Annotated in this window: 21 protein-coding genes, 2 tRNA genes and 3 rRNA genes; all 26 read right to left on the bottom strand. The window is 57.6% G+C overall.

The annotated features are described in order from the left end of the window. Positions 1–16 precede the first annotated feature (16 nt). Positions 17–1,054: a nitrogen regulation protein NR(II) gene (glnL, locus tag GWK50_RS05890; protein WP_162018035.1), complete on the bottom strand. Its 1,038-nt coding sequence runs from the start codon at positions 1,052–1,054 to the stop codon at positions 17–19. A gap of 54 nt (positions 1,055–1,108) precedes the next feature. After that, positions 1,109–1,594: a hypothetical protein gene (locus tag GWK50_RS05885; RefSeq protein ID WP_162018034.1), complete on the bottom strand. Its 486-nt coding sequence runs from the start codon at positions 1,592–1,594 to the stop codon at positions 1,109–1,111. Between the two features lie 254 nt (positions 1,595–1,848). Then, on the bottom strand, positions 1,849–3,264 hold the full coding sequence (gene glnA, locus GWK50_RS05880) for a type I glutamate--ammonia ligase (protein WP_162015733.1): 1,416 nt from the start codon (positions 3,262–3,264) through the stop codon (positions 1,849–1,851). A gap of 166 nt (positions 3,265–3,430) precedes the next feature. After that, positions 3,431–4,249 carry a molybdopterin-binding protein gene (locus GWK50_RS05875; RefSeq protein WP_162015732.1) on the bottom strand — a complete coding sequence of 273 codons (819 nt, stop codon included), beginning with the start codon at positions 4,247–4,249 and terminating at the stop codon, positions 3,431–3,433. Further along, complete coding sequence (locus GWK50_RS05870) at positions 4,246–5,163, bottom strand: EI24 domain-containing protein (protein ID WP_197904982.1); 918 nt, start codon at positions 5,161–5,163, stop codon at positions 4,246–4,248. Before GWK50_RS05870 ends, GWK50_RS05875 begins: the two co-directional genes overlap by 4 nt. A 35-nt stretch (positions 5,164–5,198) precedes the next feature. Next, positions 5,199–5,951, bottom strand: coding sequence for a 16S rRNA pseudouridine(516) synthase (locus GWK50_RS05865; protein WP_162015731.1), 753 nt, complete (start codon positions 5,949–5,951; stop codon positions 5,199–5,201). Positions 5,952–6,040: 89 nt separating this feature from the next. Then, positions 6,041–6,153: ribosomal RNA gene (gene rrf, locus GWK50_RS05860) — 5S ribosomal RNA — on the bottom strand. Between the two features lie 113 nt (positions 6,154–6,266). Continuing rightward, positions 6,267–9,146: ribosomal RNA gene (locus GWK50_RS05855) — 23S ribosomal RNA — on the bottom strand. A gap of 329 nt (positions 9,147–9,475) precedes the next feature. Beyond that, positions 9,476–9,551, bottom strand: a tRNA-Ala gene (locus GWK50_RS05850). 40 nt (positions 9,552–9,591) lie between these two features. Then, positions 9,592–9,668: transfer RNA gene (locus tag GWK50_RS05845), tRNA-Ile, on the bottom strand. Between the two features lie 97 nt (positions 9,669–9,765). Continuing rightward, positions 9,766–11,294: ribosomal RNA gene (locus GWK50_RS05840) — 16S ribosomal RNA — on the bottom strand. The 16S, 23S and 5S rRNA genes sit together here with 2 tRNA genes alongside, the layout of an rRNA operon. Before the next feature lie 444 nt (positions 11,295–11,738). Then, the gene (locus GWK50_RS05835; RefSeq protein ID WP_162015730.1) at positions 11,739–12,263 is read right to left on the bottom strand and encodes a phosphoribosyltransferase; all 525 of its coding nucleotides are present in this window, start codon (positions 12,261–12,263) and stop codon (positions 11,739–11,741) included. A 54-nt stretch (positions 12,264–12,317) separates the two neighbouring features. Then, a complete protein-coding gene (locus tag GWK50_RS05830) occupies positions 12,318–13,691 on the bottom strand; it encodes an adenylosuccinate synthase (protein WP_162015729.1) in 1,374 nt (457 codons plus the stop codon). 29 nt (positions 13,692–13,720) lie between these two features. Then, complete coding sequence (locus GWK50_RS05825; protein WP_162015728.1) at positions 13,721–14,872, bottom strand: ATP phosphoribosyltransferase regulatory subunit; 1,152 nt, start codon at positions 14,870–14,872, stop codon at positions 13,721–13,723. A gap of 79 nt (positions 14,873–14,951) precedes the next feature. Next, positions 14,952–15,152 carry a DUF2065 domain-containing protein gene (locus tag GWK50_RS05820; RefSeq protein ID WP_242455305.1) on the bottom strand — a complete coding sequence of 67 codons (201 nt, stop codon included), beginning with the start codon at positions 15,150–15,152 and terminating at the stop codon, positions 14,952–14,954. 8 nt (positions 15,153–15,160) lie between these two features. Next, positions 15,161–16,060 carry a protease modulator HflC gene (hflC, locus tag GWK50_RS05815; RefSeq protein WP_162015727.1) on the bottom strand — a complete coding sequence of 300 codons (900 nt, stop codon included), beginning with the start codon at positions 16,058–16,060 and terminating at the stop codon, positions 15,161–15,163. A 9-nt stretch (positions 16,061–16,069) separates the two neighbouring features. Further along, a complete protein-coding gene (gene hflK / locus GWK50_RS05810; protein WP_162015726.1) occupies positions 16,070–17,443 on the bottom strand; it encodes an FtsH protease activity modulator HflK in 1,374 nt (457 codons plus the stop codon). Between the two features lie 22 nt (positions 17,444–17,465). Beyond that, a complete protein-coding gene (gene hflX, locus GWK50_RS05805; RefSeq protein ID WP_162018031.1) occupies positions 17,466–18,632 on the bottom strand; it encodes a GTPase HflX in 1,167 nt (388 codons plus the stop codon). A 99-nt stretch (positions 18,633–18,731) separates the two neighbouring features. After that, entirely contained in the window at positions 18,732–18,986 is a 255-nt protein-coding gene (hfq, locus tag GWK50_RS05800) for an RNA chaperone Hfq (protein ID WP_242455304.1), read from the bottom strand. A 104-nt stretch (positions 18,987–19,090) separates the two neighbouring features. Further along, positions 19,091–20,434 (bottom strand): ribosome biogenesis GTPase Der, encoded by a 1,344-nt coding sequence (gene der / locus GWK50_RS05795; RefSeq protein WP_162015724.1) that lies wholly within the window; start codon positions 20,432–20,434, stop codon positions 19,091–19,093. A 16-nt stretch (positions 20,435–20,450) separates the two neighbouring features. Then, positions 20,451–21,605, bottom strand: coding sequence for an outer membrane protein assembly factor BamB (gene bamB / locus GWK50_RS05790; protein WP_162015723.1), 1,155 nt, complete (start codon positions 21,603–21,605; stop codon positions 20,451–20,453). Continuing rightward, positions 21,602–22,282, bottom strand: coding sequence for a tetratricopeptide repeat protein (locus GWK50_RS05785; RefSeq protein WP_162015722.1), 681 nt, complete (start codon positions 22,280–22,282; stop codon positions 21,602–21,604). The genes bamB and GWK50_RS05785 overlap by 4 nt, the downstream gene beginning before the upstream one ends. 14 nt (positions 22,283–22,296) lie before the next feature. Beyond that, positions 22,297–23,562: a histidine--tRNA ligase gene (gene hisS, locus GWK50_RS05780; protein ID WP_242455458.1), complete on the bottom strand. Its 1,266-nt coding sequence runs from the start codon at positions 23,560–23,562 to the stop codon at positions 22,297–22,299. Positions 23,563–23,715: 153 nt separating this feature from the next. After that, a complete protein-coding gene (gene ispG / locus GWK50_RS05775) occupies positions 23,716–24,990 on the bottom strand; it encodes a flavodoxin-dependent (E)-4-hydroxy-3-methylbut-2-enyl-diphosphate synthase (RefSeq protein WP_162015720.1) in 1,275 nt (424 codons plus the stop codon). Beyond that, positions 24,990–25,832 carry a RodZ domain-containing protein gene (locus GWK50_RS05770; RefSeq protein WP_162018030.1) on the bottom strand — a complete coding sequence of 281 codons (843 nt, stop codon included), beginning with the start codon at positions 25,830–25,832 and terminating at the stop codon, positions 24,990–24,992. Before GWK50_RS05770 ends, ispG begins: the two co-directional genes overlap by 1 nt. A 67-nt stretch (positions 25,833–25,899) precedes the next feature. Continuing rightward, a complete protein-coding gene (pilW, locus tag GWK50_RS05765) occupies positions 25,900–26,727 on the bottom strand; it encodes a type IV pilus biogenesis/stability protein PilW (protein ID WP_162015719.1) in 828 nt (275 codons plus the stop codon).

Raw genomic sequence — 26,727 nt, 5'->3', positions numbered from 1 at the left:
GCGGGTCGTAGGTTCCTCAGGGCAAGGGAATCAGGATGCGGAAATCGGTGCGACCGGGTCTGCTTTCGCATTCGATCATGCCGTGGTGACGCTGCACAAAGGTTTGCGCCAACGTCAGCCCCAGCCCCGAACCGCCGTCCCGGCCCGACACCAGGGGATAGAAGATCCGATCCCGTATGGCGTCGGGCACGCCTGGCCCGTTGTCGATGACATGCAATTCCAGTGCCAGCCTGTAGCGCTGGCGCCCAAAAGTCACCTGCCGGGCCACGCGGGTCCGCAAGGTGATGCAGGCATCCCCGGCGGCAATGCGTTCGGCCAGGGCCTGGGCCGCGTTCTGCACGATATTGAGCAAGGCCTGGATCAACTGGGCGCGGTCGCCCCGGAATTCAGGGATGGAGGTGTCGTAGTCGCGCACCACGCGCAGGCCCTGGGGGTGCTCCACCAGGATCAGCGAACGCACCCGCTCGCAGACCTCGTGGATGTTGACGTCGCCCACCTGGTGCGGGTGGCGGTGCGGCGCCAGCAAGCGGTCCACCAGTGCCTGCAGGCGGTCGGCCTCGTGGACGATGACTTCGGTGTACTCGGTCAGCTCGGGGTTTTGCAACTCCATTTCCAGAAGCTGCGCTGCGCCACGGATGCCGCCCAGGGGGTTCTTGATCTCGTGGGCCAGGTTGCGGATCAGCTCCTTGTGCGCCTGCGCTTGCTCCAGCAGGCGGTCTTCGCGGTCCTGTCGCGCCTGCTGCTCCAGCGGCCACAGCTCCACGACCAACTCATCGCCCTGCCCTGGCGACACGTTCACATGCACCGGCAAGGGCTCCTGGTGCAGGCGCTTGAGGCCTGCCTCGTAGCGCAGGGCCTCGAAGTCCTGGCTGCGCGCCCCGGCGAGCGCTGTTTGCAGCAGGGCGGGTTCGGTAAAACACATTGAGAAGTCTGCGCCCTCCAGGGTGCGGCGCGACATGCCCAGTTGCTGCTCCAGTGCGGCATTGGCAAACATCACGGCGCCGTCGGGCCGCAACACCGCCACCAGCACGGAGAGCCAGTCGAGGGCCAGCATGTGCGCGGGGACGCCCGCAGGATGGGTCAATGGCATGCGGGCGCAGCGCGGCTCTCAAGGTGTAGGCAAACGGCTGAGTTCGCGTTGTATGCCCTCAATGTCGCTTTCGCTGCGGGCAATGCTCGCCTTGAGTTCAGCAGTCCGTTCTTGGTATTTTTGCGGGTTGCGCAGGTCCAGGGCATTGCGCTCTGGAGCCCCGTTGTTGTATTCCTTCACCAACTCTGCACGGCGCGCCTGCGCCTTGCGCAGCTCGGCCTCCAGAATGGCGCGTGCGTCGGAATCACGCGCACGCTGGTCGTTGGCCGTGACCTTGGGAGCACCCGCCGGGGAGCTGGGCTTGGCCGCACCGGAAGCCGCTACAGCAGGGCGCGTACCCTCCACCACCGTCACGTTACCCCCATCCACCGGCTTGCATCCACGCTCACGGGCTTGGTTGGCGTTGTTGGTGTATTCGTTGCCGCATCGGTAGATGGTGTTTTGCGCCTGCGCGGCCGAAGCAGCCCCCAGGGCCAGCAACAGCGGCAGACAACGTGCGCTCATCAGTTTCAGGTTCATACGGTTTTCTCGCAAGCAGCCATTGCGGCAGGCTTTGGGCAGGACAGTGTGGGAGTATCCCCCAAAGAGATGCCATCTCCAATCATGCCCCGCGAAGCATCTGCAACGAAGGGCAACGCCGTTTGGTCCATGCCACGGTGGAGCACATTCCGGCACCACAGTTCCATTGGGAACCAGATCGTCGAGCCCAAAAACGACAAAACGGTCCGCAGACCGCTTTGCCCATACTGCCCTGGGGATCAGAGCGAGTAATACATGTCGTACTCGACCGGATGCACGGCCATGCGGAAGCGCGTCACTTCCTGCATCTTCAGTTCGATGTAGGCGTCGAGCATGGCATCCGAGAACACACCGCCCTTGGTCAGGAACGCACGGTCGGCATCCAGGGCTTCGAGGGCCTGGTCCAGGCTGTGGCACACGGTGGGCACCAGCTTGTCTTCCTCGGGCGGCAGATGGTAGAGGTCCTTGGTGGCGGCTTCGCCCGGATGGATCTTGTTCTCCACGCCGTCCAGGCCGGCCATCAGCAGCGCGGCAAAGCCCAGGTAGGGGTTCATCAGCGGATCGGGGAAACGGGCCTCGACGCGGCGCGCCTTGGGGTTGGCCACGTAGGGGATACGGATCGATGCCGAGCGGTTCTTGGCCGAGTAGGCCAGCTTCACCGGCGCCTCGAAGTGCGGCACCAGGCGCTTGTAGCTGTTGGTGCCGGGGTTGGTGATGGCGTTCAGGGCACGGGCGTGCTTGATGATGCCGCCGATGTAGTACAGGGCGAAATCACTCAGGCCAGCATAGCCGTCGCCAGCGAACAGGTTCTTGCCGTCTTTCCAGACGGACTGGTGCACGTGCATGCCGGAACCGTTGTCACCGTGGTAGGGCTTGGGCATGAAGGTGGCGGTCTTTCCGTAGGCGTTAGCCACGTTGTGGATCACGTACTTCTGCAGCATGGTCCAGTCAGCACGCTCCACCAAGGTGGAGAACTTGGTGCCGATTTCGTTCTGGCCGGCGCCCGCCACTTCGTGGTGGAACACTTCGACCGGAATGCCGACCGATTCAAGGATCAGGGCCATTTCGGCGCGCATGTCCTGGGTGCTGTCGACGGGGGGCACGGGGAAGTAGCCGCCCTTGACGGTGGGACGGTGGCCACGGTTGCCGCCTTCGAGCTTGGAGCCCGTGTTCCAGGGAGCTTCGTACTCTTCGATTTCGTAGAAGGTGTTGTGCGGCTCGGTGCCCCAGCGAATGCCGTCGAAGATGAAGAATTCAGGTTCCGGACCAAAGAAAGCGGTGTCGCCCAGGCCAGAAGCCTTCAGATAAGCCTCGGCGCGCTTGGCGATCGAACGGGGGTCTCGGTCATAGGCCTTGCCATCGCTGGGCTCGATCACGTCGCAAGTCATGATCAGGGTCGTCTCTTCGAAGAAGGGATCGATATTGGCCGAGTTCGGGTCAGGGATCAGCTGCATGTCCGACGCTTCGATACCCTTCCAGCCAGCGATGGAAGAACCGTCGAAAGCATGACCCGAGGAGAACTTTTCTTCATCGAAATGCGACACAGGCACCGTGGTGTGGTGCTGCTTGCCACGGGTATCGGTGAAACGGAAGTCCACAAACTTGACTTCGTTTTCCTTCACCATCTTCATCACGTCTGCAACGGTCTTGGCCATCAGGTTCTCCTGGGTAGAGGGCTGTTAAGAAAGGTGCTATCAACTAGCAGGGAGTGTGCCAGCTGCAACTCCAAGAAATAGGGATCATCCGGTGCGCAGTCTTGGACGACCTCTTATGATTGTCTGCGCTATGTTGGTGCAATGACGCGCGACAGATCAAGGACCGTCAATCGCGCACCATTTCAGGGCCTAGTTTTGCACCCAAATGGTGCAATCCATCGATCAGGTCCTTCCAGGCCGCCAAACTGTCCGTCGCCAAACCCTTGACACCCAGTTCGATATGGCGACCGTGCACCGGGTGATCCACGCTAGGCAGGCTGAACACCCGAACCCCAGAATGGGTGGCTTCAATCCTCTGCATCAAGGGCGTCAGCGTGGACTCCAGGGCCTCGTACACGATCACCGATCGTTCTACCTTGGCCTGACTGCCAAACAGGTGGGCATACTGCGTGTCCAGCACCCATTCCAGCATGGGCCATGCCATGACCGGGAAGCCGGGAAAAAAATGGACGCTCCCCCCGGCGGATCCACTGCAACTGAACCCTGGAATTTTGTTGTATGGGTTGGGGATGATGGACGCTCCTTGCGGGAAACACCCCATGTTCAAGCGGTGAATGTTGTCGGGCCGCTCTGGGTCAAACACCTCTCCTTTTTCCTGAGCCATCGCCTGCATGCGTTCGCGAATCAACTCCGCCGCCAGCGGATGCAACTGCAGGGACACACCCAGAGCCTGCGCGGCACATAGACGGGTATGGTCATCAGGCGTCGCACCAATGCCGCCGGTGCAGAAAACCACATCGCCCGAAGCAAAGGCCCTGGACAGCACCGCCTTGATGCGCTCTGGCTCATCACCCACGTACTCCGCATACGACAGCGCCAAGCCGCGATCAGAGAGCAGGTCAATCACTTTGTTGAGATGCTTGTCGGCTCTTTTTCCCGACAGGATTTCGTCTCCAACGACAATCAATCCAAATTGAGGCGTCATGGTTTCGGCTCTTGATCCATGGGTAGTTGCAGGGGCGGTTGCACAGGCAATCCTGTCGGCTCGGACGCTGGGGGAACGGGATCTGCCTCCGCGCCAGCGGCAGAAACTTGCTCAAGCCGCAGACGCTCCAGCGCCGCCAAGCAATAGTGAATGAACCACAACGAGGAGAAAACAAAGACCAGGGTGTAAATCCATATGGCCAAGGGAATCAGGATGAAAAAGGCGGCGACAAAAAGCACCCCAGAGGCCCAAACCACCGCCGGAGCAGCCCCCAGGAACCCCGTCACCACGCCCATCACCAAGAGGCTCATCTTGTGCCGCTCAAACAGCGCGATGCGCTCCTGTCGGCTCGCATGTTCGGCCAACGCATCAAAAGCCATCACCCGATAGGTCAGCCAACCCCAGATCAAGGGTGGCAATATCAAAACCAAGGGCGGGATCAGCCACAAGGGCATGGAAAGGATGAGCGCAACGAAAGCCAACGAGGTGGAGCCCAGTGACCAAGCCATGCTCCAGAGGAATGATCCTCCTTGCTTGCGTTCGAGCAGCGGAAAACGCCGTTGCGCCACCAGTGACAAGAGCGATGGTGTGGCCAGAATCGCCACCGCCAGCAGCGAAACCATCACCACCACTGGCGCCAATGCCAAAACGACAAGAAGTGGAATCACCCAGGCTTTTGCACCACCCCAACCCCAATCCTCAAGGCGAAGCCAAAACGACTCCAGGAGCGGCCACCCATCGAGCCATGTGGCAGCCAGATCAAGCGCGGGCTGCCAAAAAAAGTAACCCAGAACCAAAGCCCCCACTGCCATGAGTATCAGGGGCAGCAGAGAAAGTGCGATCACGCGCGGATGCACACAGTAGATTGCCGCACGCCAAAATGCATCAAACATCGATCCCATGCTGGCAAGCATACCCTGTCCCGTCGCATTCGGGTGACAGGCAGAGTTCAGGGACTTTGGGTCAGTGCGTCAATTTCCTCCGCCTGCAACCAACGCCATTGACCCGGTCCCAAATCCTCAGGCAGTTCCAGTACCCCGATCCGAAAACGATGCAATTGCTCCACTCGGTTGCCTACCGCGGCCACCATTCGTTTGACCTGATGGAACTTCCCTTGGGTCAACGTAAGCTCCAACACGTGGCTTGCCGTCTGTTTACACTCGGCCGCAGCAATCCGAACGCTTTCGTCATGCAGTAACACCCCCTCCACCAATTGCCGGACCTGCTCTGGGCGTATCTCATGTTTGGTGGTGACCTTGTATACCTTGGGCACCTTTTTTTTGGGTGAGGTCGTCTTGTGGATGAACTGCCCATCATCCGACAACACCAACATTCCCGTCGTGTCTTGATCCAGCCGCCCCACGGCCTGAACCCCTGAAATCGCTCCGCGTCCCGGCCGTTGACGCAGTGGTGGCGGGAGCAAGGTGTAAATGCTAGGGTGCACTGCAGGCTTGTGCGAGCACTCTGTGCCCGTGGGCTTGTGCATGAGTATGTATGCATGCTCCTGGAACGGCCAGCGCTCACCATTCACGGAGAACCACAAATCCAAAGGCTCAAACGATTGCAACGGATCCAGACATTCGATGCCGTCAACATCTGGACAGCCTGCAGGCCATACACGCACATGGCCTTGCTGGATCAGCCCACAACATACACGCCTCGTTCCGAAGCCTTGCGAATATAGGATGTCCTGCAATTGCATACCACGTCTGTCCATTAATTGAAATCGTTTCCCCAAGCAGAAGCGCCCCGCACTGTATTAGTGCGGGGCGCTGCTGGGCTGGAATAGGAGCCTGACGATGACCTACTTTCACACGGGGATCCGCACTATCATTGGCGCAAAGTCGTTTCACTGTCCTGTTCGGGATGGGAAGGAGTGGTACCAACTTGCTATGGTCGTCAGGCATAACTTGTTGCTGGCCAGATGGTTGGTCTGGCTGGCGAATTCATAGAGTCTTGTCAGATTGAATTTGATTGCGTGCTTGGCATAACAGATTGACGGTTAAGTCAAAGTTATAGGGTCAAGCCGCACGGGCAATTAGTACTGGTTAGCTCAAAGCATTGCTGCTCTTGCACACCCAGCCTATCAACGTCCTGGTCTAGAACGACCCTTCAGGGGGGTCGAGCCCCCGGCAGATCTCATCTTGGAACGAGTTTCCCGCTTAGATGCTTTCAGCGGTTATCTCTTCCACACTTAGCTACCCTGCGATGCCACTGGCGTGACAACAGGTACACCAGAGGTGTGTCCACTCCGGTCCTCTCGTACTAGGAGCAGGCTTCCTCAAATCTGCAGCGCCCACGGAAGATAGGGACCAAACTGTCTCACGACGTTTTAAACCCAGCTCACGTACCTCTTTAAATGGCGAACAGCCATACCCTTGGGACCGGCTACAGCCCCAGGATGAGATGAGCCGACATCGAGGTGCCAAACACCGCCGTCGATATGAACTCTTGGGCGGTATCAGCCTGTTATCCCCAGAGTACCTTTTATCCGTTGAGCGATGGCCCTTCCATACAGAACCACCGGATCACTATGTCCTGCTTTCGCATCTGCTCGACTTGTCAGTCTCGCAGTTAAGCACGCTTATGCCATTGCACTATTAGCACGATGTCCGACCGTACCTAGCGTACCTTCGAACTCCTCCGTTACGCTTTGGGAGGAGACCGCCCCAGTCAAACTGCCTACCATGCACTGTCCCCGATCCCGATAAGGGACCCAGGTTAGAACCTCAAACGCACCAGGGTGGTATTTCAACGTTGGCTCCATGAGATCTAGCGACCTCACTTCAAAGCCTCCCACCTATCCTACACAGATCCGTTCAAAGTCCAATACAAAGCTACAGTAAAGGTTCATGGGGTCTTTCCGTCTTTCCGCGGGGAGATTGCATCATCACAAACATTTCAACTTCGCTGAGTCTGCGGAGGAGACAGTGTGGCCATCGTTACGCCATTCGTGCAGGTCGGAACTTACCCGACAAGGAATTTCGCTACCTTAGGACCGTTATAGTTACGGCCGCCGTTTACTGGGACTTCAATCAAGAGCTTGCACCCCATCATTTAATCTTCCAGCACCGGGCAGGCGTCACACCCTATACGTCCACTTTCGTGTTTGCAGAGTGCTGTGTTTTTATTAAACAGTCGCAGCCACCGATTTTTTGCAACCCTGTTCAGCTCCATTTGTACAACTTCACTTACTTAGGGCATACCTTCTCCCGAAGTTACGGTATCAATTTGCCGAGTTCCTTCTCCGCAGTTCTCTCAAGCGCCTTAGAATACTCATCTCGCGCACCAGTGTCGGTTTGCGGTACGGTCGTGTGCAGCTGAAGCTTAGTGGCTTTTCCTGGAAGCAGGGTATCACTCACTTCGGAAGCAAGCTTCCTCGTTATCACCCCTCATCTTAGCCCGGCGGATTTGCCTACCAGGCACGACTACAGGCTTGAACCAACATGTCCAACAGTTGGCTGAGCTAACCTTCTCCGTCCCCACATCGCACTACACATCGGTACAGGAATATTGACCTGTTTCCCATCAGCTACGCATCTCTGCCTCACCTTAGGGGCCGACTCACCCTACGCCGATGAACGTTGCGTAGGAAACCTTGCGCTTACGGCGAGGGGGCTTTTCACCCCCTTTAACGCTACTCATGTCAGCATTCGCACTTCTGATACCTCCAGCATGCTTTACAACACACCTTCACAGGCCTACAGAACGCTCTCCTACCACGCACAGTAAACTGTGCATCCGCAGCTTCGGTAACTGGCTTAGCCCCGTTACATCTTCCGCGCAGGACGACTCGATCAGTGAGCTATTACGCTTTCTTTAAATGATGGCTGCTTCTAAGCCAACATCCTGACTGTTTTAGCCTTCCCACTTCGTTTCCCACTTAGCCAATTTTAGGGACCTTAGCTGGCGGTCTGGGTTGTTTCCCTCTTGAGTCCGGACGTTAGCACCCGGTGCTCTGTCTCCCAAGCTGTACTCATCGGTATTCGGAGTTTGCATAGGTTTGGTAAGTCGCCATGACCCCCTAGCCTAAACAGTGCTCTACCCCCGACGGTAATACTTGAGGCACTACCTAAATAGTTTTCGGAGAGAACCAGCTATTTCCAAGTTTGTTTAGCCTTTCGCCCCTATCCACAGCTCATCCGCTAGTTTTGCAACACTAGTCGGTTCGGACCTCCAGTACCTGTTACGGCACCTTCATCCTGGCCATGGGTAGATCACTTGGTTTCGGGTCTACACCCAGCGACTAAATTCGCCCTATTCGGACTCGATTTCTCTACGGCTTCCCTATTCGGTTAACCTTGCCACTGAATGTAAGTCGCTGACCCATTATACAAAAGGTACGCAGTCACCCTTGCGGGCTCCTACTTTTTGTAAGCATGCGGTTTCAGGATCTATTTCACTCCCCTCCCGGGGTTCTTTTCGCCTTTCCCTCACGGTACTGGTTCACTATCGGTCGATGATGAGTATTTAGCCTTGGAGGATGGTCCCCCCATGTTCAGACAGGGTTTCTCGTGCCCCGCCCTACTTGTCTGCAGCCTAGTACCACACGTTGGCTTTCGCATACAGGGCTATCACCTGCTATGGCCGGGCTTTCCATCCCGTTTTGCTAACCAGCGCGCTATCACTGCAAGGCTTTTCCAATTTCGCTCGCCACTACTTTCGGAATCTCGGTTGATGTCTTTTCCTCGAGCTACTGAGATGTTTCAGTTCACCCGGTTCGCTTCGTTGACCTATGTATTCAGTCAACGATACCTATCGCTAGGTGGGTTTCCCCATTCAGATACCTCCGGATCAAAGCTTATTTGCCAGCTCCCCGAAGCTTTTCGCAGGCTATCACGTCTTTCGTCGCCTATCATCGCCAAGGCATCCACCACATGCTCTTAGTCACTTGACCCTATAACTTTGACGTCTCTTTCGAAACATCTCCGCCATCTGTCTTGACTTGCGAGGTCTTTCACCTCGCGCGTTATGCCGTAATGTGAATCTTTCTTCGGTATTTCTACCTGGAGAACTATTCGTCATTACTTGAACAAACAAAGTTCGTTCGTTTTGACGCAATCAAATTTTTGTCACCGGCGGCACGGTGCAGTTTCCTGCTTTCCGCCGGCAACGCTGATTCGACTCTATGAATTTTTAAAGAACAGCCGTTTGATCGCTCTATCTCGATCAACAACAAAGCAGCCTTTTGCAAAGCCGCTTTGGTGTTGAAGCATTTTTTTGGGTTGGTGGAGGATGACGGGATCGAACCGACGACCCCCTGCTTGCAAAGCAGGTGCTCTCCCAGCTGAGCTAATCCCCCAGGAATCGCATTGTCGTGTCGCTTCGCATGGCACCGCACTTGGTGGGTCTGGTTGGTCTCGAACCAACGACCCCCGCCTTATCAAGACGGTGCTCTAACCAACTGAGCTACAGACCCAAGCCGGCCACCGCCTCAGGGCAGTTTCCCGCCTTCGCAGCGACTTCTTCCAACAACCGATAAGTGTGGGCGTTCAATTTGTGTGACAGTTTTCCAGAAAGGAGGTGATCCAGCCGCACCTTCCGATACGGCTACCTTGTTACGACTTCACCCCAGTCACGAACCCTGCCGTGGTAAGCGCCCTCCTTACGGTTAGGCTACCTACTTCTGGCAGAACCCGCTCCCATGGTGTGACGGGCGGTGTGTACAAGACCCGGGAACGTATTCACCGTGACATTCTGATCCACGATTACTAGCGATTCCGACTTCACGCAGTCGAGTTGCAGACTGCGATCCGGACTACGACTGGCTTTGTGGGATTGGCTCCCCCTCGCGGGTTGGCAACCCTTTGTACCAGCCATTGTATGACGTGTGTAGCCCCACCTATAAGGGCCATGAGGACTTGACGTCATCCCCACCTTCCTCCGGTTTGTCACCGGCAGTCCCATTAGAGTGCCCTTTCGTAGCAACTAATGGCAAGGGTTGCGCTCGTTGCGGGACTTAACCCAACATCTCACGACACGAGCTGACGACAGCCATGCAGCACCTGTGTTACGGCTCTCTTTCGAGCACTCCTCTATCTCTAAAGGATTCCGTACATGTCAAAGGTGGGTAAGGTTTTTCGCGTTGCATCGAATTAAACCACATCATCCACCGCTTGTGCGGGTCCCCGTCAATTCCTTTGAGTTTTAACCTTGCGGCCGTACTCCCCAGGCGGTCAACTTCACGCGTTAGCTTCGTTACTGAGTCAGTGAAGACCCAACAACCAGTTGACATCGTTTAGGGCGTGGACTACCAGGGTATCTAATCCTGTTTGCTCCCCACGCTTTCGTGCATGAGCGTCAGTGCAGGCCCAGGGGATTGCCTTCGCCATCGGTGTTCCTCCGCATATCTACGCATTTCACTGCTACACGCGGAATTCCATCCCCCTCTGCCGCACTCCAGCTATGCAGTCACAAAGGCAGTTCCCAGGTTGAGCCCGGGGATTTCACCTCTGTCTTACATAACCGCCTGCGCACGCTTTACGCCCAGTAATTCCGATTAACGCTTGCACCCTACGTATTACCGCGGCTGCTGGCACGTAGTTAGCCGGTGCTTATTCTTACGGTACCGTCATTCACCCCCTGTATTAGAGAGAGCTTTTTCGTTCCGTACAAAAGCAGTTTACAACCCGAAGGCCTTCATCCTGCACGCGGCATGGCTGGATCAGGCTTGCGCCCATTGTCCAAAATTCCCCACTGCTGCCTCCCGTAGGAGTCTGGGCCGTGTCTCAGTCCCAGTGTGGCTGGTCGTCCTCTCAGACCAGCTACAGATCGTCGGCTTGGTAAGCTTTTATCCCACCAACTACCTAATCTGCCATCGGCCGCTCCGTCCGCGCGAGGTCTTGCGATCCCCCGCTTTCATCCGTAGATCGTATGCGGTATTAGCACAGCTTTCGCTGCGTTATCCCCCACGATCGGGCACGTTCCGATGTATTACTCACCCGTTCGCCACTCGTCAGCATCCGAAGACCTGTTACCGTTCGACTTGCATGTGTAAGGCATGCCGCCAGCGTTCAATCTGAGCCAGGATCAAACTCTTCAGTTCGATCTTAAAATTTAAAGCCTTTCGGCTATTACTCATAAAAACGGAATTGAAGTGAACTTCACTTCTATTTCCATGAGCGTTTCAGTCTTGCGACTTTTGTTCTTTCGAACTTGGTCACTCGCCTCAAACGCCCACGCTTATCGGCTGTATGTTTTTAACGTACACCGCAAAAAGTATCTCTCTCTTTGCAAACCCCGCTGCGATCAGCAGAGCCTCAAATTATAACAGGATTTTTTATTTCCCGTCAACACTGAAGGTCTTTCGTCTCTTCAGCACCCCCACCAACCAGAACCACCGCAAGCAGCAACCTTCTGTTCAGCGAAGCCTTGCATTGTACATCGGTTTTCTCTGACTTTTGCAAAAAATTTTTATTTTTGCAGCTGTTCCAACCAATCAACGACAAGCAAGGAGGCGAATTGTAGCACGCGTCACGAGCCGCCCAAGTCAGACCTTCCACTTCTCCAGCAATTTCTCAGGGCTGAGGTTGTCGTAGGTTTCAAAGGGCTGATGTATCCACGGGTTGGTGGAGAGGAACTCCACGGAATAGTCTGGAGTGAACGAAGACACCGCCTTGGTCCAGATGACCGCACTGCGCAGCTCAGTGATGGGCGCATAGTTGGTCTTGAGCATGTTGATCACAGCATGCAAGGTGTGTCCGCTGTCGGCAAGATCGTCAACCAGAAGCACGCGACCAGCAATTTCCCCTTTGGGGGTGGTGATAAAACGTGCAATGTCAAGATGACCTTGAACCGTTCCCGCCTCCGCCCGGTAGGAGCTGGTAGACATGATGGCCAGAGGCTTATCAAAGATGCGGCTCAAAATATCGCCAGGGCGCATCCCTCCGCGCGCGAGACACAGAATGGTGTCGAACTGCCAGCCCGATTGATGAACCCTCAGTGCGAGTTTTTCGATCAGGCTGTGGTACTCGTCATAGCTGACGTATAGATGCTTACCGTCTTCAGTCAACATATTTGCTCCTATTTTAATAGCTATTGACGCTTTATTTTTGGCGCTTTCAAGCCATTAAGGCATGTAAGGATGTTGCATCACAATGGTATGGTCCCGATCAGGACTGGTCGAGATCAGTGCCACAGGTACACCAGTGACCCTTTCAATGCGTTGCAGGTACAAACGTGCATTTGCAGGTAGCTTGCCGTACTCAGTGATCCCCACGGTGGAATCACTCCACCCCTCCATCGTTTCGTAGATGGGTGTACACCGGGCAATCTCGTCGGCGCCCATAGGCAACAGATCAATCCGTTCGCCATCGAGCATGTAGCCCGTGCAGAGCTGAAGTTCCTTGAGGCCGTCTAGTACGTCTAGCTTGGTAATGCAGAGACCCGTGAGGCCATTGACCTGAGCACTTCGTTTGAGCAAAGCGGCGTCAAACCAGCCGCATCGACGGCTGCGCCCAGTGGTAACCCCTTTTTCTGCCCCTACCGTACTCATGTGATAGCCAGGCGTACCGGGTGTTTCCCAATCAAGTTCTGTAGGGAAAGGTCCTCCACCAACCCTGGTGCAATACGCTTTGGTGATGCCCAAGATGTAATGCAACATGCCAGGCCCCACACCGGCGCCTGCGGCCGCGTTACCGGCAACACAGTTGCTGGATGTGACGTAGGGATAGGTGCCATGATCCACATCGAGCAAGGTACCCTGCGCGCCTTCGAAAAGAAGGTTTTGCCCTTGGAGGTGGCCTTCGTTCAACTCCCGGGATACATCTGCCATCATCGGTTTGAGTTGCTCTGCGTGACGCACGGCCTCCTCAAACACAGGCTCGAACTGCACTTGGCCGTTTTGGATATACGGTGACAACACAGGCCCGAAATCGAACTGTGCCGAATTGAGAAAGCTAGTCAGCACATGGTTGTGCAAGGCGAGCAGTTCGCGAAGCTTGGACGCAAAGCGCTGCGGATCCTTAAGATCCTGTACACGCAACGCACGGCGGGCGATTTTGTCTTCATAGGCAGGACCGATACCACGACCTGTGGTACCGATCTTCTCGGTACCGCCTTTTTCACGTGCTGCCTCGCGCGCGACATCCAGGGCGGCATGGAACGGCAAGATCAATGGGCATGCTTCACTCACTCGCAGGCGCGAGCGAACATCCACGCCAGCACGCTCCAGCCCCTCAATCTCCTCGAACAGCTTGGCAGCGGAAAGCACCACCCCATTGCCGATGTAGCACTTGACTCCTGGGCGCATGATGCCACTGGGGATCAAGTGCAGTGCTGTCTTCACACCATTGATGACGAGGGTGTGCCCGGCATTGTGCCCACCCTGGAAGCGCACCACACCTTGGGCGCTTTCGGTCAACCAATCCACCAACTTGCCCTTGCCTTCGTCGCCCCATTGGGTACCAACCACGACAACGTTGCGACCTTTGCTTGTGTTCATTTCCAACCCAGTTTCGATTTCGATACGCTTTAAACAATGGAACGTACTGACCATTGGTTCTGAACCATGATCAGCTCTCGGTCACATTGGAACTCTTGGACTTCACTTTCATGGCCCGGCATCACACAGACCACCGTCTCACCTTGGGCCCTGAGGTCGGAAATAACCCGTCGCAGGTCTGCCGCATCACCCCAAGGCGCGCGGATGGCAGGTTTGAGCGGTCGCACTGGGGTCACCATGGCCAATTGCTTGACGTCTAGACTGAAGCCTGCGGCCGGGCGGTCACGTCCAAACACAGCCCCCACCTGGTCATAACGGCCACCACGAACCAGTGCATCACTGGCGCTATCGGCATAGATACCAAACCGAGCACCACTGTAGTAAGCGTAGCCACGCAAATCCGACAAATCAAATCGGACGTCACAACCATCGATACGATCCGCCAACCACCGCAATCCAGCCAGCAGCGCAGAAATACCTGGCACATACCGCAGACAAGACGACGCCTCATCCAACACGGAGATATCGCCATACAGTTGCACCAACGCCAGCAACCCCTCCCGGGCATGGGCCGGAAACTCCCGAGTGACCGAGGCCAATTCGCTGGAGTCTTTGGCGGCCAGCGCCGCGAACACGCTGCGCAGGGTGTCCTGATCCACCGTAACGCCTTCCAGCAAAGCGCGAAGAATCCGCACATCTGCCAAGTCCACCGTAATGTTCCGAACCCCAGCGACGTTCAGGCAGGCGCGGGACAAGTCCAGTGCCTCCAGATCAGCCTCAGGGCCCGTGTGACCGTAGATCTCAGCACCAAACTGCAATGGCTCGCGTGTTGCATGGGGACGATCGGGCCAAGTGTGCAGCACAGGACCGCAGTAACACAGGCGAGTGACTCCTCGTCGGTTCAGCAAGTGTGCATCAATGCGTGCAACCTGCTGCGTCGTATCTGCCCTCAGACCCATCATGCGACCCGAAATCTGATCGACAAGCTTGAAGGTCTGCAAATCAAGCGCTTCGCCGGCACCCGTCAGCAACGACTCCAGGTGCTCCAGCAAAGGAGGCATCACCAATTCATAACCAAAACTGCGCGCCGTATCAAGCAGGCTACGGCGCAGTTCTTCGATGTTCCGTGCCTCAGAAGGCAAAACATCGGCAATGTGATCCGGCAGGAGCCAGGCAGACATGAAAGAAAGGGTGGCTGTTAAAACCGCAATTCTACCGGCTGCGCACCAAGCAGCAAAAAACGGTCACATTTCACAAGCACTAGAGAAGCAACAGAATGGCCAACCCCATCAGGATGCTCACAAGGCCGAAGAAACGAATCTGCCCATCACGCATCTGCATCACTTGCAAAAACCACTGTCGCCACCGCGAGGGCGATGCAAATGGCAGCAATCCCTCCAGCACGAAGAAGAGTGCAAGCGCGATCCAGAGCGAATCTACCCACTGGATAGACTCAGGCACACCCACGCTCAACGATTGGCCTGGCTTCCTGCGCCAGCCCCTCGGTAAGCCTTGAAGAAATCCGTGGTCGAGGGATCAAGCACCATGACATCACCTTTTTTGCTCAGACTGGCCTTGTAGGCATCTAAGCTGCGATAGAACTGGGCAAACTGAGGATCTTTGCCGAAGGCATCTGCATATAGTTTGGCTGCCTCTGCATCGCCCTCCCCCTTCACTTTTTGGGCATCGCGGTAGGCATTGGCAATGGTGATTTCTCGCTGACGATCCGCATCCGCGCGAATCTTTTCCCCTTCCGCTGCACCGGTAGAGCGCAACTCGTTGGCCACTCGCTTGCGCTCGGCCTCCATGCGCCGGTACACCGACTCGGTAATTGTTTCAGCGTAGTCCACGCGGGTGATACGGACATCCACCACATCCACACCCCATGGCTTTTGCCCCTTGACGGACTCGAGAACTTCGCGCTTGACGTCCGCCATCAAAGCTTCCCGCTTGAGGGACAGCAACTCTTTGACAGTGCGCTTATTGATTTCTTCCTGAAAAGCATTGCGCACCACTCGATTGAGCTGCAAAGCACCAGCGCTCTCGTCCAAACCCACGTTGCGAATGTACTCCGATGGATCGGTGATTCGCCAGCGAACATACCAATCGATGACCACACGCTGCTTTTCCGCAGTCAAGACAGGCTCAGTGTCTGAACTGTCCAGAGTCAGCAGCCGCTTGTCGATGTAGGACACATTCTGAAACGGCGGCGGGAGCTTGAAATTCAGCCCCGGCTCAGTAATCACTTCCTTGATCTGCCCCAGGGCATACACCACGCCGAACTGGCGCTGGTCAACCACAAACACCATCGAGCTGAGCAAAGCCAAGGCCACCAGAATCGATGTTGCAAAAAAACCTACCTTGTTCACACTGCTCTCCTAACGGGATTCACGGTCACGCGAACGGCTGAGGTCGCGAGACCTGGAGTCATTGGATGCCGCTCCTGGGAGCGCAGGTACGGCCCCTGCGGCAATTCCTGCGCCGGCAGAGGCAGAACCATCTTGCGCAAGCACAGCAGGCTGCTGTGCCACGCTTTGCATGATTTTGTCCAACGGCAGGTACAACAGATTGGATCCCTGGCGAGAGTCCACAATCACCTTGGTCACATTCGAATACACCTGCTGCATCGTGTCGAGATACATGCGATCGCGGGTCACCTGTGGGGCTTTCTGGTACTCCGCCAACACGGAACTGAATCGCTGCGCATCACCTTGCGCCTGGGCCACGATACGTGCCTTGTAGGCCTCCGCCTCTTCCTTGAGCCGGGCAGCAGTACCTGTCGCCCTGGGGATCACGTCATTTGCGTATGCCTGCGCCTCATTCTTGGCACGCTCGCGCTCCTGACCCGCCTTGAGCACATCATCAAAAGAGGCTTGCACCTGTTCAGGTGGTCGCACGCCTCCCTGCTGCAAGTTGATTCCTACGATCTCCACACCCACCTTGTATCGATCCAAAATGGTTTGCATAAGGGTGCGCACCCTGGGAGCGATCTGATCGCGCTCATCCGCCAAGGCGGAATCCATACGCATCTTTCCGACCACCTCGCGCACGGCCGTTTCTGCAGCCTGAACGACGGCTTCCGCTGGATTGCGGCTCTCAAACAACCACGCCCGAGCGTCGCTGAGGCGGTACTGCACGGCAAACTTGATTTCGACGATATTCTCGTCTTCGGTCAGCATCGCCGAATCCCTCAAGCCCGTGGCCTTGATGATGGTGTCCCGCCCCACATCCACAGAACGGATCTGCGTCACGAACACCAGCTCATGGCGCTGGATGGGATAGGGCAGGCGCCAATTGAAACCGGCACCTACCGTGCTTTTGTATTTGCCAAACTGGGTGATGACCGCCTGCTGGCCTTCCTGCACGATAAAGAAGCCGGTACCTAGCCAAATCAACACTGCCACGCCGGCGATAAGCCCAACGCCCACACCAGCGCTCTTCATGTCTGGCTGAAAGCCCCCACCACCGCTGTTGGTCGGACCTCTTCCGCCACCATTCTTTCCGCCAAAAAGACCTGATAGCTTGCGATTGAGATCACGCCACAGCTCATCCAGGTCGGGCGGCTGCCCTCCCTGCTTCGGATCACGCCCACCGCGATCATTGCCTGGCTGCTCGGAGGAAGGACGGGTTGAATCGGGACGCGAACCCGCATCGTCATCACCCCTGCCCCATCGAGGATCATTGAGGTTGAACATCCCTCGCATGCGCTGAGGCAAGCTGGCCCAGCGGCGGACGTTGTGTTCAGAGTTCATGCGCAGTTTCTCAGGTTCTCTATCATGGTTGGCCCGGCGATTGTGCCCAATCATCCGGGGTATCCTGCAATGGAGCATCAAGTTCTGGGGACATCGTTGTCAAGCGCGCTTCCAGCACCCGTTCAGCCAACTCGGTGCGAAGAGCCTCCAGGCCCTGTGCATTGCGCGCACTAAGGAAAAGGCGTACGACCTGTCTTCCCTCCAAATCGTAGCTGTCCTTGAGCACACCAGGGCGCGCTTCAGGATTCACTGCGTCCAGTTTATTGAATACCAGGATCTGCGGTATCTCATCTGCACCAATCTCCCTCAGCACCTTCTGGACTTGTTGAATCTGCTCGGGGTAGTGGGGATTGGCCGCATCAACGACATGCAGCAACAGATCAGCATCCACAGCCTCCTGCAACGTGGCCTGAAATGCGGCCACAAGCCCATGGGGAAGATCGCGGATGAAACCCACCGTATCGGAGAGAGAAACCGAGCAGCCAGCAGCCTCCAGATACATCTGTCGGGTGGTGGTATCCAGGGTGGCAAACAGTTGGTCTGCCGCATAGGCCCGCGCTTTCACCAGTGCGTTGAACAGCGTGGATTTGCCCGCATTGGTGTAGCCGACCAAGGAAACATTGAAGACCGCTGTCCTCTCCCGCTGGCGTCTCTGCGTCGAACGCTGGCGCTTCACCTTGACCAAGCGCTCTTTGGTTCTCTTGATCGCATCGTCGATCATCCGCCGATCCAGCTCGATCTGCTTTTCCCCTGGACCGCCTCGCACGCCCGCACCGCCCGTTTGGCGTTCGAGGTGCGACCAGCGACGAACCAAGCGTGTGCTCAGGTATTGCAGGCGCGCGAGTTCCACCTGCAACTTACCTTCATGGCTGCGGGCTCGCTGAGCGAAGATTTCAAGAATCAGCAGCGTGCGATCATTCACCGGCATTTCCAAATGCCTTTCGAGATTGCGCTGCTGCGCCGGACTCAGCGACTGATCGAAGAGCACCTCCTTCGCACCATGCATCTGCGCCAGCATACGAATCTCATCGGCTTTGCCACTGCCCACAAAAAGCGCAGCGTCAGGCGCCTTGCGCTTGCATGTCAGGTGCGCTACCGGCTCCATCCCTGCGGTCTTGGCGAGCAGGGCGAGCTCTTCTAGCTCCCCATCAAAATGGGGAAACCCGAAGTCCACTCCGACCAACAGCACGGGCGCTGGCCGACGATGGGTTGCAGAGGAATCGCTCAAGTCAGCAGTATGGGTACGGGCGCATGCCAAGGGTGACCGCGCTGTCGGCCATCAGACCATTCATGCAGGTGCAGAGCCTGGATCCGCAGTATCAGTGACAGAGAAGCTCACTGGGCGGCCCGGAACAATCGTAGAGATCGCGTGCTTGTAGACCATCTGGGTCACGGTGTTGCGCAGCAACACCACATACTGATCGAAAGACTCGATCTGCCCCTGAAGCTTGATCCCGTTGACCAGATAGATGGACACCGGCACATGCTCTCTGCGCAAGGCATTGAGAAAGGGATCTTGAAGGAGTTGGCCTTTATTGCTCACGATATTCTCCGTGTTCAAAAGTTATTCTTGGGAAGACACCTTACCACAGCCCGGTGCCTCGGCGCGAAAAGCAGACAACACCCCACTCGGGGCACAGGGGATCATCAAGAGCCCGATGACTCCGCGTACGGATTGTGGGAAGTTTTGAATTCAATGCGCAAAGGGGTTCCGACCAGGTCGAACTCCTTGCGGAAACGCCCTTCCAAAAACCGCTTGTAGGCGTCCGACACATGCTCCAAGGAGTTGCCATGGATCACGATCACTGGTGGATTCATGCCACCCTGATGGGCGTAGCGCAGCTTAGGTCGAAACATACCGGAGCGCTTGGGACTCTGGAACTGCACCGCTTCCAGCAACAGCCGGGTCAGCACTGGTGTGGGCATTTTGCAGGTGGCAGCCTTGTACGCCTGAATGATCGACGCCCACAGGGGCCCCAGGCCCTGGCGCTTTTTCGCCGAAATGAAATGCATGGAAGCAAAGCGCAGAAAGGCAAGCCTCGTTTCGATGGAACGCTCCAATAGCTGGCGCTGGTAATCGTCCACCGCATCCCACTTGTTCACCGCCAGCACCACGGCACGGCCACTCTCCAAGATGTAGCCTGCAATATGCGCATCCTGATCTGTCACGCCCTGTGTCGCATCCAACAACAGCACCACCACATGCGCGGACTCAATGGCCTGCAAGGTTTTGACGACAGAAAATTTCTCGATCGCCTCAAAAACACGGCCCTTGCGTCGCAGACCTGCGGTATCCACCAACTCAAAGCGCTGGCCATTGCGTTCAAAGGGGACAGTAATAGCATCCCTGGTGGTGCCAGGCAAGTCGAATGCCACCAAGCGCTCTTCGCCGAGCCAGGTGTTGATCAAGGTGGATTTGCCGACATTGGGACGGCCGGCCACCGCCAGCCGTATGGTGGACTTGTCCGACGAAAGATCCTCTTCCTCGGGCTCTGGCAAATGCAACAAACCCAGTGCCATCTCCACCAGGCTGCGGATACCCTGGCCGTGCGCAGCAGAGATGCCGTGGACCTCACCCAAGCCCAACTCGTAAAACTCGCTGAGTTGCGCGCCCTCCTGCATCCCCTCCGCCTTGTTCGCCACCAAGACGCACGGCTTGCTCAAACGCCGCAGGTAATTGGCGATGTCATGGTCCTGCGCCGAAACACCCGCTCTGGCGTCGACTACAAATAGCACCACATCGGCCTCCGCCACCGCCTGCTGGGTCTGCCTGGCCATCTCGCGGTAGATACCGCTGGACGCATCGGGTTCAAACCCGCCGGTGTCGATGACGATGTACTCGTGCTTTCCTTGCCGACCGTTACCGTAATGTCGGTCGCGGGTCAGCCCAGCGAAATCCGCAACGATGGCGTCACGAGATTTCGTCAAACGGTTGAAGAGGGTCGATTTCCCGACGTTCGGCCGCCCCACGAGGGCGATTACAGGCTTCATGGCACGCTTCGCTTCATCAATCCGGTCGGTAGGCAAAAACCCCGCCGTTGCGGGTCACCACCACCAGCGTATCGGCCGCAACCACAGGTGCAGCCACTACCGCACTGCCATCGGTCGCCATGCGGTTGAGCGGGGCACCATCTTCGCGCGATAGCAAGTGCACCCAACCCGTATCGTCCCCCACCACCACAGAGCGCCCCAACGCAAGCGGAGCGGTCAATTTGCGGTGTTGCAGACGCTCGGAGGTCCACATGCGGCTACCGTCGTTGCGCCGCCATGCCACCACGGTGCCATTGCTCTCGGTGCCAAAGAGGGCTTGGTCTGTGCCATGCACTCCCTGACCCGAACTGGCTTTCTGCACCCAATCCACCGTTCCGCGGGCCGTGTTGACGCAACCTACAGCGGCTTGGAATGCTCGCACACAAACCGAGGCATCGATCCGGCTGGCGGGCCCCACCAACTCTACCAAGCGTTCCACATCGTTCGTGCCACGGGAACTGGCGATAGGTGCCTCCCACCGCACCGTACCGGTATCTGGGTTCATACCGACCAAGCGCCCCGACTGGCCAACCACCAAGGTATCGCCCTGCGCCAACAGCACCCCTTGCTGACGCAACACCAATGGGTCACCTGGGCGGGTGTGGCTCCACAGCTTGGCTCCATTCTTGGCGTCAAAGGCAGACACTGACCGGTCCGAACCGAGCACAAAGACCCGGGCCCCTGCCACCAGGGGCGCAGTGAAAACCTGGAAGCCAAGGCTCTTGCGCCATGCCTCTCGTCCGGAATCCAGAACGATGAGTTCGTTGTCACGAGAAACCACTGCAGACCAGCGGCCATCACTTCCAACGCCAGCAGACAGTGCCGTATCCAGGCTGGCGCGCCACACCTCGCCACCCGTCCGTGCGTCCAACGCGGCCACCGCACCATCGGCGGAAGCCAGGATCAATTGCGATCCCTGAACCTGAACCGCCAAAGGCAGGTTGTGGACGGGCGCGAGTTTGGCCATCCATACCTGGCGCACACCCAACACCGGCACATTCGGCCCCAAATCTGCTGGTTTGGGTTTGTCGGAGCCCCCACCCCACAGTGAACAACCCACCACAGACGCCCCCAGCGCAAGAGCCAGGAATGCCCGCCCCCATACAACCACAGAGCGATGCGATACGTTCACTTGGATGCCTCCGTTGAACCCTTGGCTGACAGGCCTTGTGCCTGCACACCCAATGCATTGAGCTTCACTTCCACCAGACGCCGATATTCCATCGACTCAGAAAAAGCCTGGTAGGCACGGGAATACTCCTCCACGGCCTCCTGCTTCTTTCCTTGCAATACCAGCACATCGCCCTTGCGATCCGCCACCACCGCGGCGTACTCTGCCGCGAAAGGCACGGAGAGTTGCTTGAGTGCCTCGTCATAGGCCTTCTCTTCCATCAACAGGGCCGATAGACGCAAGCGCGCAATGGCCTTGTGACCGTCGTCCTTGGCGCTTTCAGTCACCCAGGTCAAGGCCGACTTTGCCAAGGCCGAATTGCCTGCCGACGATGCGGCCTTACCCACAGTCAGCCCCGCAAGCCCTGCTTGAGCGGTGCCGCCAAACTTGCTGCGCATATCCGAGAACGCCTGCTCCAAGCGCCCCATGTCGCCACTGGCTGCCGCCACATCCACAGCATCCAGCAGGGCTGCGGCTTGCCCGGCCTGGCGGTTCTGCCAGAACTGGTAACCGTTCCAGCCCGCAAGGCCTAGCGCGATCACCAGCGCCGCAGAGCTGATGAGCGTTCCCCAGGTGTTCCAGAAATGCTTGAGCTGGTCTATCTGTTCTTGTTCTTCGAGGTCGAGATGGTTTGCCATGGCTTGAGATGGAATTAACGCTGGGATTGTAGGTGGCCCGCCCAGGATGCCACGTCCTGCAGGGATTGTTCGACTTGCTGACCGCTGCCGTCACGCAAGGCCTTGACGAGGACAGTCCCCCGCAGCAGCTCGTCGGCACCGAACACCAGCGCAAATGCAGCCGCACTGGCATCGGCCTTCTTGAACTGGGATTTCATACTGCCCATGCCATCAGCCGCGCCCGTGGGGCTGTGCATCTGGGCACGCACCCCGAGGGCGCGCAACTGTTGCAGGGTCTTGATGGCAATCGGCAAGGCAGATGCCTCTGGGATGATGGCATACACATCCGGTACTGGTACCGGACTGTCCAGTCCTTGCTCTTTCAGCAACTCCAGCACCCGCTCCACGCCGAGCGCCCAGCCCACCGCCGGTGCGGGCTTGCCGCCAATCTGTTCGATCAGATAGTCGTAGCGTCCCCCACCACAGATGGTGCCCTGTGAGCCCAGGCGATCTGTAATGAACTCAAAGACCGTCAGGTTGTAGTAGTCCATGCCTCGAACCAGACGGGGGTTGAAGCGCCAGGCCACGCCGTTGGCGTCGAGAATGGCCTTGACCGCATTGAAATGTGTCAGCGATGCCTCCCCGAGATAGTCCACCAAACGCGGAGCACCCTCCACCAGTGCCTGCATGGCTGGATTCTTGGTGTCCAAAATGCGCAGCGGGTTGGTGTAAAGGCGCCTGCGCGCCTCCTCATCCAGTTGCGACGCGTTCTGCTCCAGATAGGCAATCAAGGCCGCACGGTGCGCCTTGCGCTCCTCCGGCTGCCCCAGGCTGTTGATCTCCAGGCGCACATCGGTCAAGCCGATTTCCTTCCAGAGCGCGTCAGCCAACAGAATCATCTCCGCATCGATCTCCGCCCCCGGAAAACCCAGGGCTTCCGCGCCAATCTGGTGGAACTGCCGATAACGTCCGCGTTGTGGACGTTCATGCCGAAACATCGGCCCCATGTAGTAAAGACGCTTGCCGCCGTCGTAAAGCATGGAATGCTCCACCGTGGCACGCACTACGCCGGCAGTGCACTCCGGACGCAGGGTCAACTGCTCGCCATTGAGCCTGTCTTCGAAGGAGTACATCTCCTTCTCGACGATGTCTGTCACCTCACCCAGACCGCGGACAAACAAGGCGGTGGGTTCGACAATCGGCGTGCGAATGTTGCGGTAAGCGTAACGCGCCATCAAAGTTCGAACCTTGTCCTCCAGCCATTCCCAACGACTGGACTCGCCCGGAAGAATGTCGTTCATTCCCTTGACGGCGAGCAGCTTTTCCGCCTTGGCAGGCGTCGATGCCTTTTCTGTGTTCACAGCACTGATGTTTGAGAGAAGTTAGAGGGGATGCGTCGATCTCGATCCTTCAAGGCGGCCGTCGCCTTGTTCAGGGTTTCGAGAATCCACGCCTTATGGATGGCCGTTCGGAGAACCAAACCGCTTTTCGATGTACGACTGCACCAGTTGATGAAACTCCTGGGCGATATTGTCACCACGCAAGGTCATCGCTTTTTGGCCATCAATGAAGACCGGGGCTGCAGGCGCCTCCCCCGTTCCGGGCAGGCTGATCCCGATATCTGCGTGCTTGCTTTCCCCTGGGCCATTGACGATGCAGCCCATCACGGCAACCTTCAGCGCTTCCACCCCGGGATACTGCTCGCGCCAGACGGGCATTTGCTCACGCAGAAAATCATCGATCTGCTTGGCCAGTTCCTGGAAGGTGGTGCTGGTCGTGCGGCCACAACCCGGGCAGGCAGTCACACTGGGCACGAACATGCGCAGCCCCAGGGCCTGAAGGATTTCAGACGCGACCACCACCTCCTGAGTACGTGCCTCACCCGGCTGGGGTGTCAAGGAGACCCGGATCGTGTCGCCAATACCTTCCTGCAGCAAAACCGCCAGCGCGGCCGAAGAAGCCACCGTCCCCTTGGTTCCCATGCCGGCTTCGGTCAACCCCAGATGCAACGCGTAATCGCAGCGCCTGGCCAATTCGCGGTACACCGAGATCAGATCCTGCACACCGCTGACTTTGCAGGACAGGATGATCTGGCTGCCATCGAGCCCCATGCGCTCAGCCTGCAATGCAGAATCAATGGCAGAGGCAATCAACGCCTCGTACATCACCTGACGGGCATCCCAAGGTTCTGCACGCTGGCTGTTGGCATCCATCAGACTCGCCAGCAGTTCCTGGTCCAGACTGCCCCAGTTCACACCAATGCGCACGCATTTATTCCAACGCACCGCCGCCTCGATCATCTGGCCGAACTGGCGGTCTCGCTTGTCCCCCTTGCCCACGTTGCCAGGATTGATGCGGTACTTGGACAGTGCCTGTGCACAGTCAGGGAACTCCGTGAGCAGTTTGTGTCCGTTGTAGTGAAAATCACCGACCAGAGGTACATCCACTCCCATGCGGTCGAGTTGTTCACGGATATAGGGCACAGCCTGAGCGGCTTCCGGGGTGTTGACGGTAATACGCACCAATTCAGAGCCAGCCTGGGCCAACTCCTTGACCTGGATGGCAGTGGCGATGGCATCGACCGTGTCAGTGTTGGTCATCGACTGCACACGCACCGGTGCGCCACCACCAATGGTGACCACCCTGCTACCCCATACTGCGCGTGCTTGGCGCGTCTGGCGCTGGCGAGGGGTTGCGATGTCTATTGGAGCGTTGTTTGGCTGTGCCATCAGGGCTTCACCTCAAAGCGAGCAACGTTTTCACGGGTCACCGGGGCAAGGTCAAAAGGTTTGCCACGCACAAAGACCTCTGTGGCATCGGCCTTGCCGATGACCACCGACAGTGGCGGCTTTCCTTCTGCCACCACCGTCTCTCCCGCGGCCACGATACGCTGCAAGGTGGTTACTCCCGAAGCATCCCGCACCTGAATCCAGGAAGCGCTTTTGGCCCGCAAAGCAAGCAAGGAGTCTCCGATCACCGGGCTGGACGCTGTCTCCACCGCTGCTTGCGCGACCAGTACCTCCGAAGCCGCAGGCTCGGCAGGACGCTGAACTTCTTGCACCGTAGCGGCGACAGGCCCTGCAGGCAGGGCCTGCGGTGATGGCGACGGAGGCGGTGGTGCCGACTCGGTGGACAAAGGCGCCGCAGACTTCTCAGACACAGTCATGCGCTCGCCCATGGAGACCAACTCAGTCACCAGACCGGGGAAAAAGGCCAATACTGCCGCCCCCGCCAACAACAAAGCCACGGCCAAGAACATCGGACGTGTCAGAAAACTCAGTGCAGGCCCCACCCGGGAGGGCTCCGTTCCGTCACGGAAAGCCGTATTCACATCTGGCGCCTGAGGCTGCAAGCGGGGCGCCGGGCCTGTCGGCATCAACGCAAGAATCGGTGCCGAATCGATTTTCAGGGCACGGCACACACTGCCCGCCAAAGCCCTGGCAAACACGGTGTCGGGCAAATGCTGGTAATCATCGGCTTCCAGCGCCCGCACCTTGCTCACAGGCACCTTCAACGACACCGCCAAGGCCTCGATGTGCATGCCTGCTGCCTCACGCGCAGTGCGCAGCATGGCCCCTGGAGAAGCCACTGCGCCCTGCCCCACATCGGTACCCACCCCTTCAGCGACGACGCCCATGTCACTCATCGAACGCCCCTCGATCCAACGCTGCCGTTTCCTTGGCTTGCGGGAAGCGCTTGCGCAGTTGCTCTGACAGCTGGCGCATCGCGACCGTCTCACCCAAGGCCCTCTCGACCTTGACGCCCAACCACAGCGTTTCAGCGTTGGCCAGCTCGCTGTTGTTGATGCGTCGGATGTAAAACTGGGCCCTGGTCAACTCACCCTTGCGGAAAAAGATATCGGCAAGGTTGTAGCCCACGACGGGATTGGCCGTGTCCAGTTCATAGGCACGCAAAAAAGTCTTTTCGGCCTGAGCCAAATCACCGGCACGGGTCTGGCACAAGCCCTGGGCCATCAGCGTCTTAGTGCGAGCGGTGTAGCCCGGGTTGGCCAATGCCTCGATAAAACGCTTGTCGGCCTCGCCGTACTTTTGCTGGAGACACAAGAGCCAGGCATGGTTGTGCAACACGTTGGCATCACCGGGTCTGAGGCTCAACGCCCGGCGAAAACTCTCGTCCGCCATCGGCAGATCGCTGAGTTGCATGTAGATCAAACCGCGCAGATTGTAGGCATCGGCAAAGCCAGGATCGGAAGCCAGAGCCTGCTTCACTTCGTCCAGCGCGAAAGCCACCTTGCCCGCTTCGAAATAGCCCACCGCCAATTCCAGACGGATGCGTGCACGGCGCCGAGCGTCTGATTCATCAGAGGGCGTGACAATCTCTGCCGCAGCCCCTTGGGGTGCAGCGGCAGTGGAACAAGCCTGCAACGCAAGAACGCCAATCCACGGCAGCAGCATTGTTGCCAAGCGCACCCCAAACGCACCCCTAAGAGCCCTGCCTTCCGTCAT

It is taken from the genome of Acidovorax sp. 210-6 (assembly GCF_010020825.1).
GTDB classification, from domain to species: domain Bacteria; phylum Pseudomonadota; class Gammaproteobacteria; order Burkholderiales; family Burkholderiaceae_C; genus Simplicispira; species Simplicispira sedimenti.
Note: the sequence above shows the minus strand (reverse complement) of the source record. Positions and strands in the feature narration are given on the sequence as shown.

Excerpts from the sequence above, each read along its gene's own strand:
- glnL (WP_162018035.1), bottom strand. The coding sequence starts at position 1,054 with ATGCTGGCCCTCGACTGGCTCTCCGTGCTGGTGGCGGTGTTGCGGCCC.
- GWK50_RS05885 (WP_162018034.1), bottom strand. The coding sequence starts at position 1,594 with ATGAGCGCACGTTGTCTGCCGCTGTTGCTGGCCCTGGGGGCTGCTTCG.
- glnA (WP_162015733.1), bottom strand. The coding sequence starts at position 3,264 with ATGGCCAAGACCGTTGCAGACGTGATGAAGATGGTGAAGGAAAACGAA.
- GWK50_RS05875 (WP_162015732.1), bottom strand. The coding sequence starts at position 4,249 with ATGACGCCTCAATTTGGATTGATTGTCGTTGGAGACGAAATCCTGTCG.
- GWK50_RS05870 (WP_197904982.1), bottom strand. The coding sequence starts at position 5,163 with ATGCTTGCCAGCATGGGATCGATGTTTGATGCATTTTGGCGTGCGGCA.
- GWK50_RS05865 (WP_162015731.1), bottom strand. The coding sequence starts at position 5,951 with ATGCAATTGCAGGACATCCTATATTCGCAAGGCTTCGGAACGAGGCGT.
- GWK50_RS05835 (WP_162015730.1), bottom strand. The coding sequence starts at position 12,263 with ATGTTGACTGAAGACGGTAAGCATCTATACGTCAGCTATGACGAGTAC.
- GWK50_RS05830 (WP_162015729.1), bottom strand. The coding sequence starts at position 13,691 with ATGAACACAAGCAAAGGTCGCAACGTTGTCGTGGTTGGTACCCAATGG.
- GWK50_RS05825 (WP_162015728.1), bottom strand. The coding sequence starts at position 14,872 with ATGTCTGCCTGGCTCCTGCCGGATCACATTGCCGATGTTTTGCCTTCT.
- hflK (WP_162015726.1), bottom strand. The coding sequence starts at position 17,443 with ATGAACTCTGAACACAACGTCCGCCGCTGGGCCAGCTTGCCTCAGCGC.
- der (WP_162015724.1), bottom strand. The coding sequence starts at position 20,434 with ATGAAGCCTGTAATCGCCCTCGTGGGGCGGCCGAACGTCGGGAAATCG.
- GWK50_RS05785 (WP_162015722.1), bottom strand. The coding sequence starts at position 22,282 with ATGGCAAACCATCTCGACCTCGAAGAACAAGAACAGATAGACCAGCTC.
- hisS (WP_242455458.1), bottom strand. The coding sequence starts at position 23,562 with ATGAACGACATTCTTCCGGGCGAGTCCAGTCGTTGGGAATGGCTGGAG.
- ispG (WP_162015720.1), bottom strand. The coding sequence starts at position 24,990 with ATGGCACAGCCAAACAACGCTCCAATAGACATCGCAACCCCTCGCCAG.
- GWK50_RS05770 (WP_162018030.1), bottom strand. The coding sequence starts at position 25,832 with ATGCTGCGCACTGCGCGTGAGGCAGCAGGCATGCACATCGAGGCCTTG.
- pilW (WP_162015719.1), bottom strand. The coding sequence starts at position 26,727 with ATGACGGAAGGCAGGGCTCTTAGGGGTGCGTTTGGGGTGCGCTTGGCA.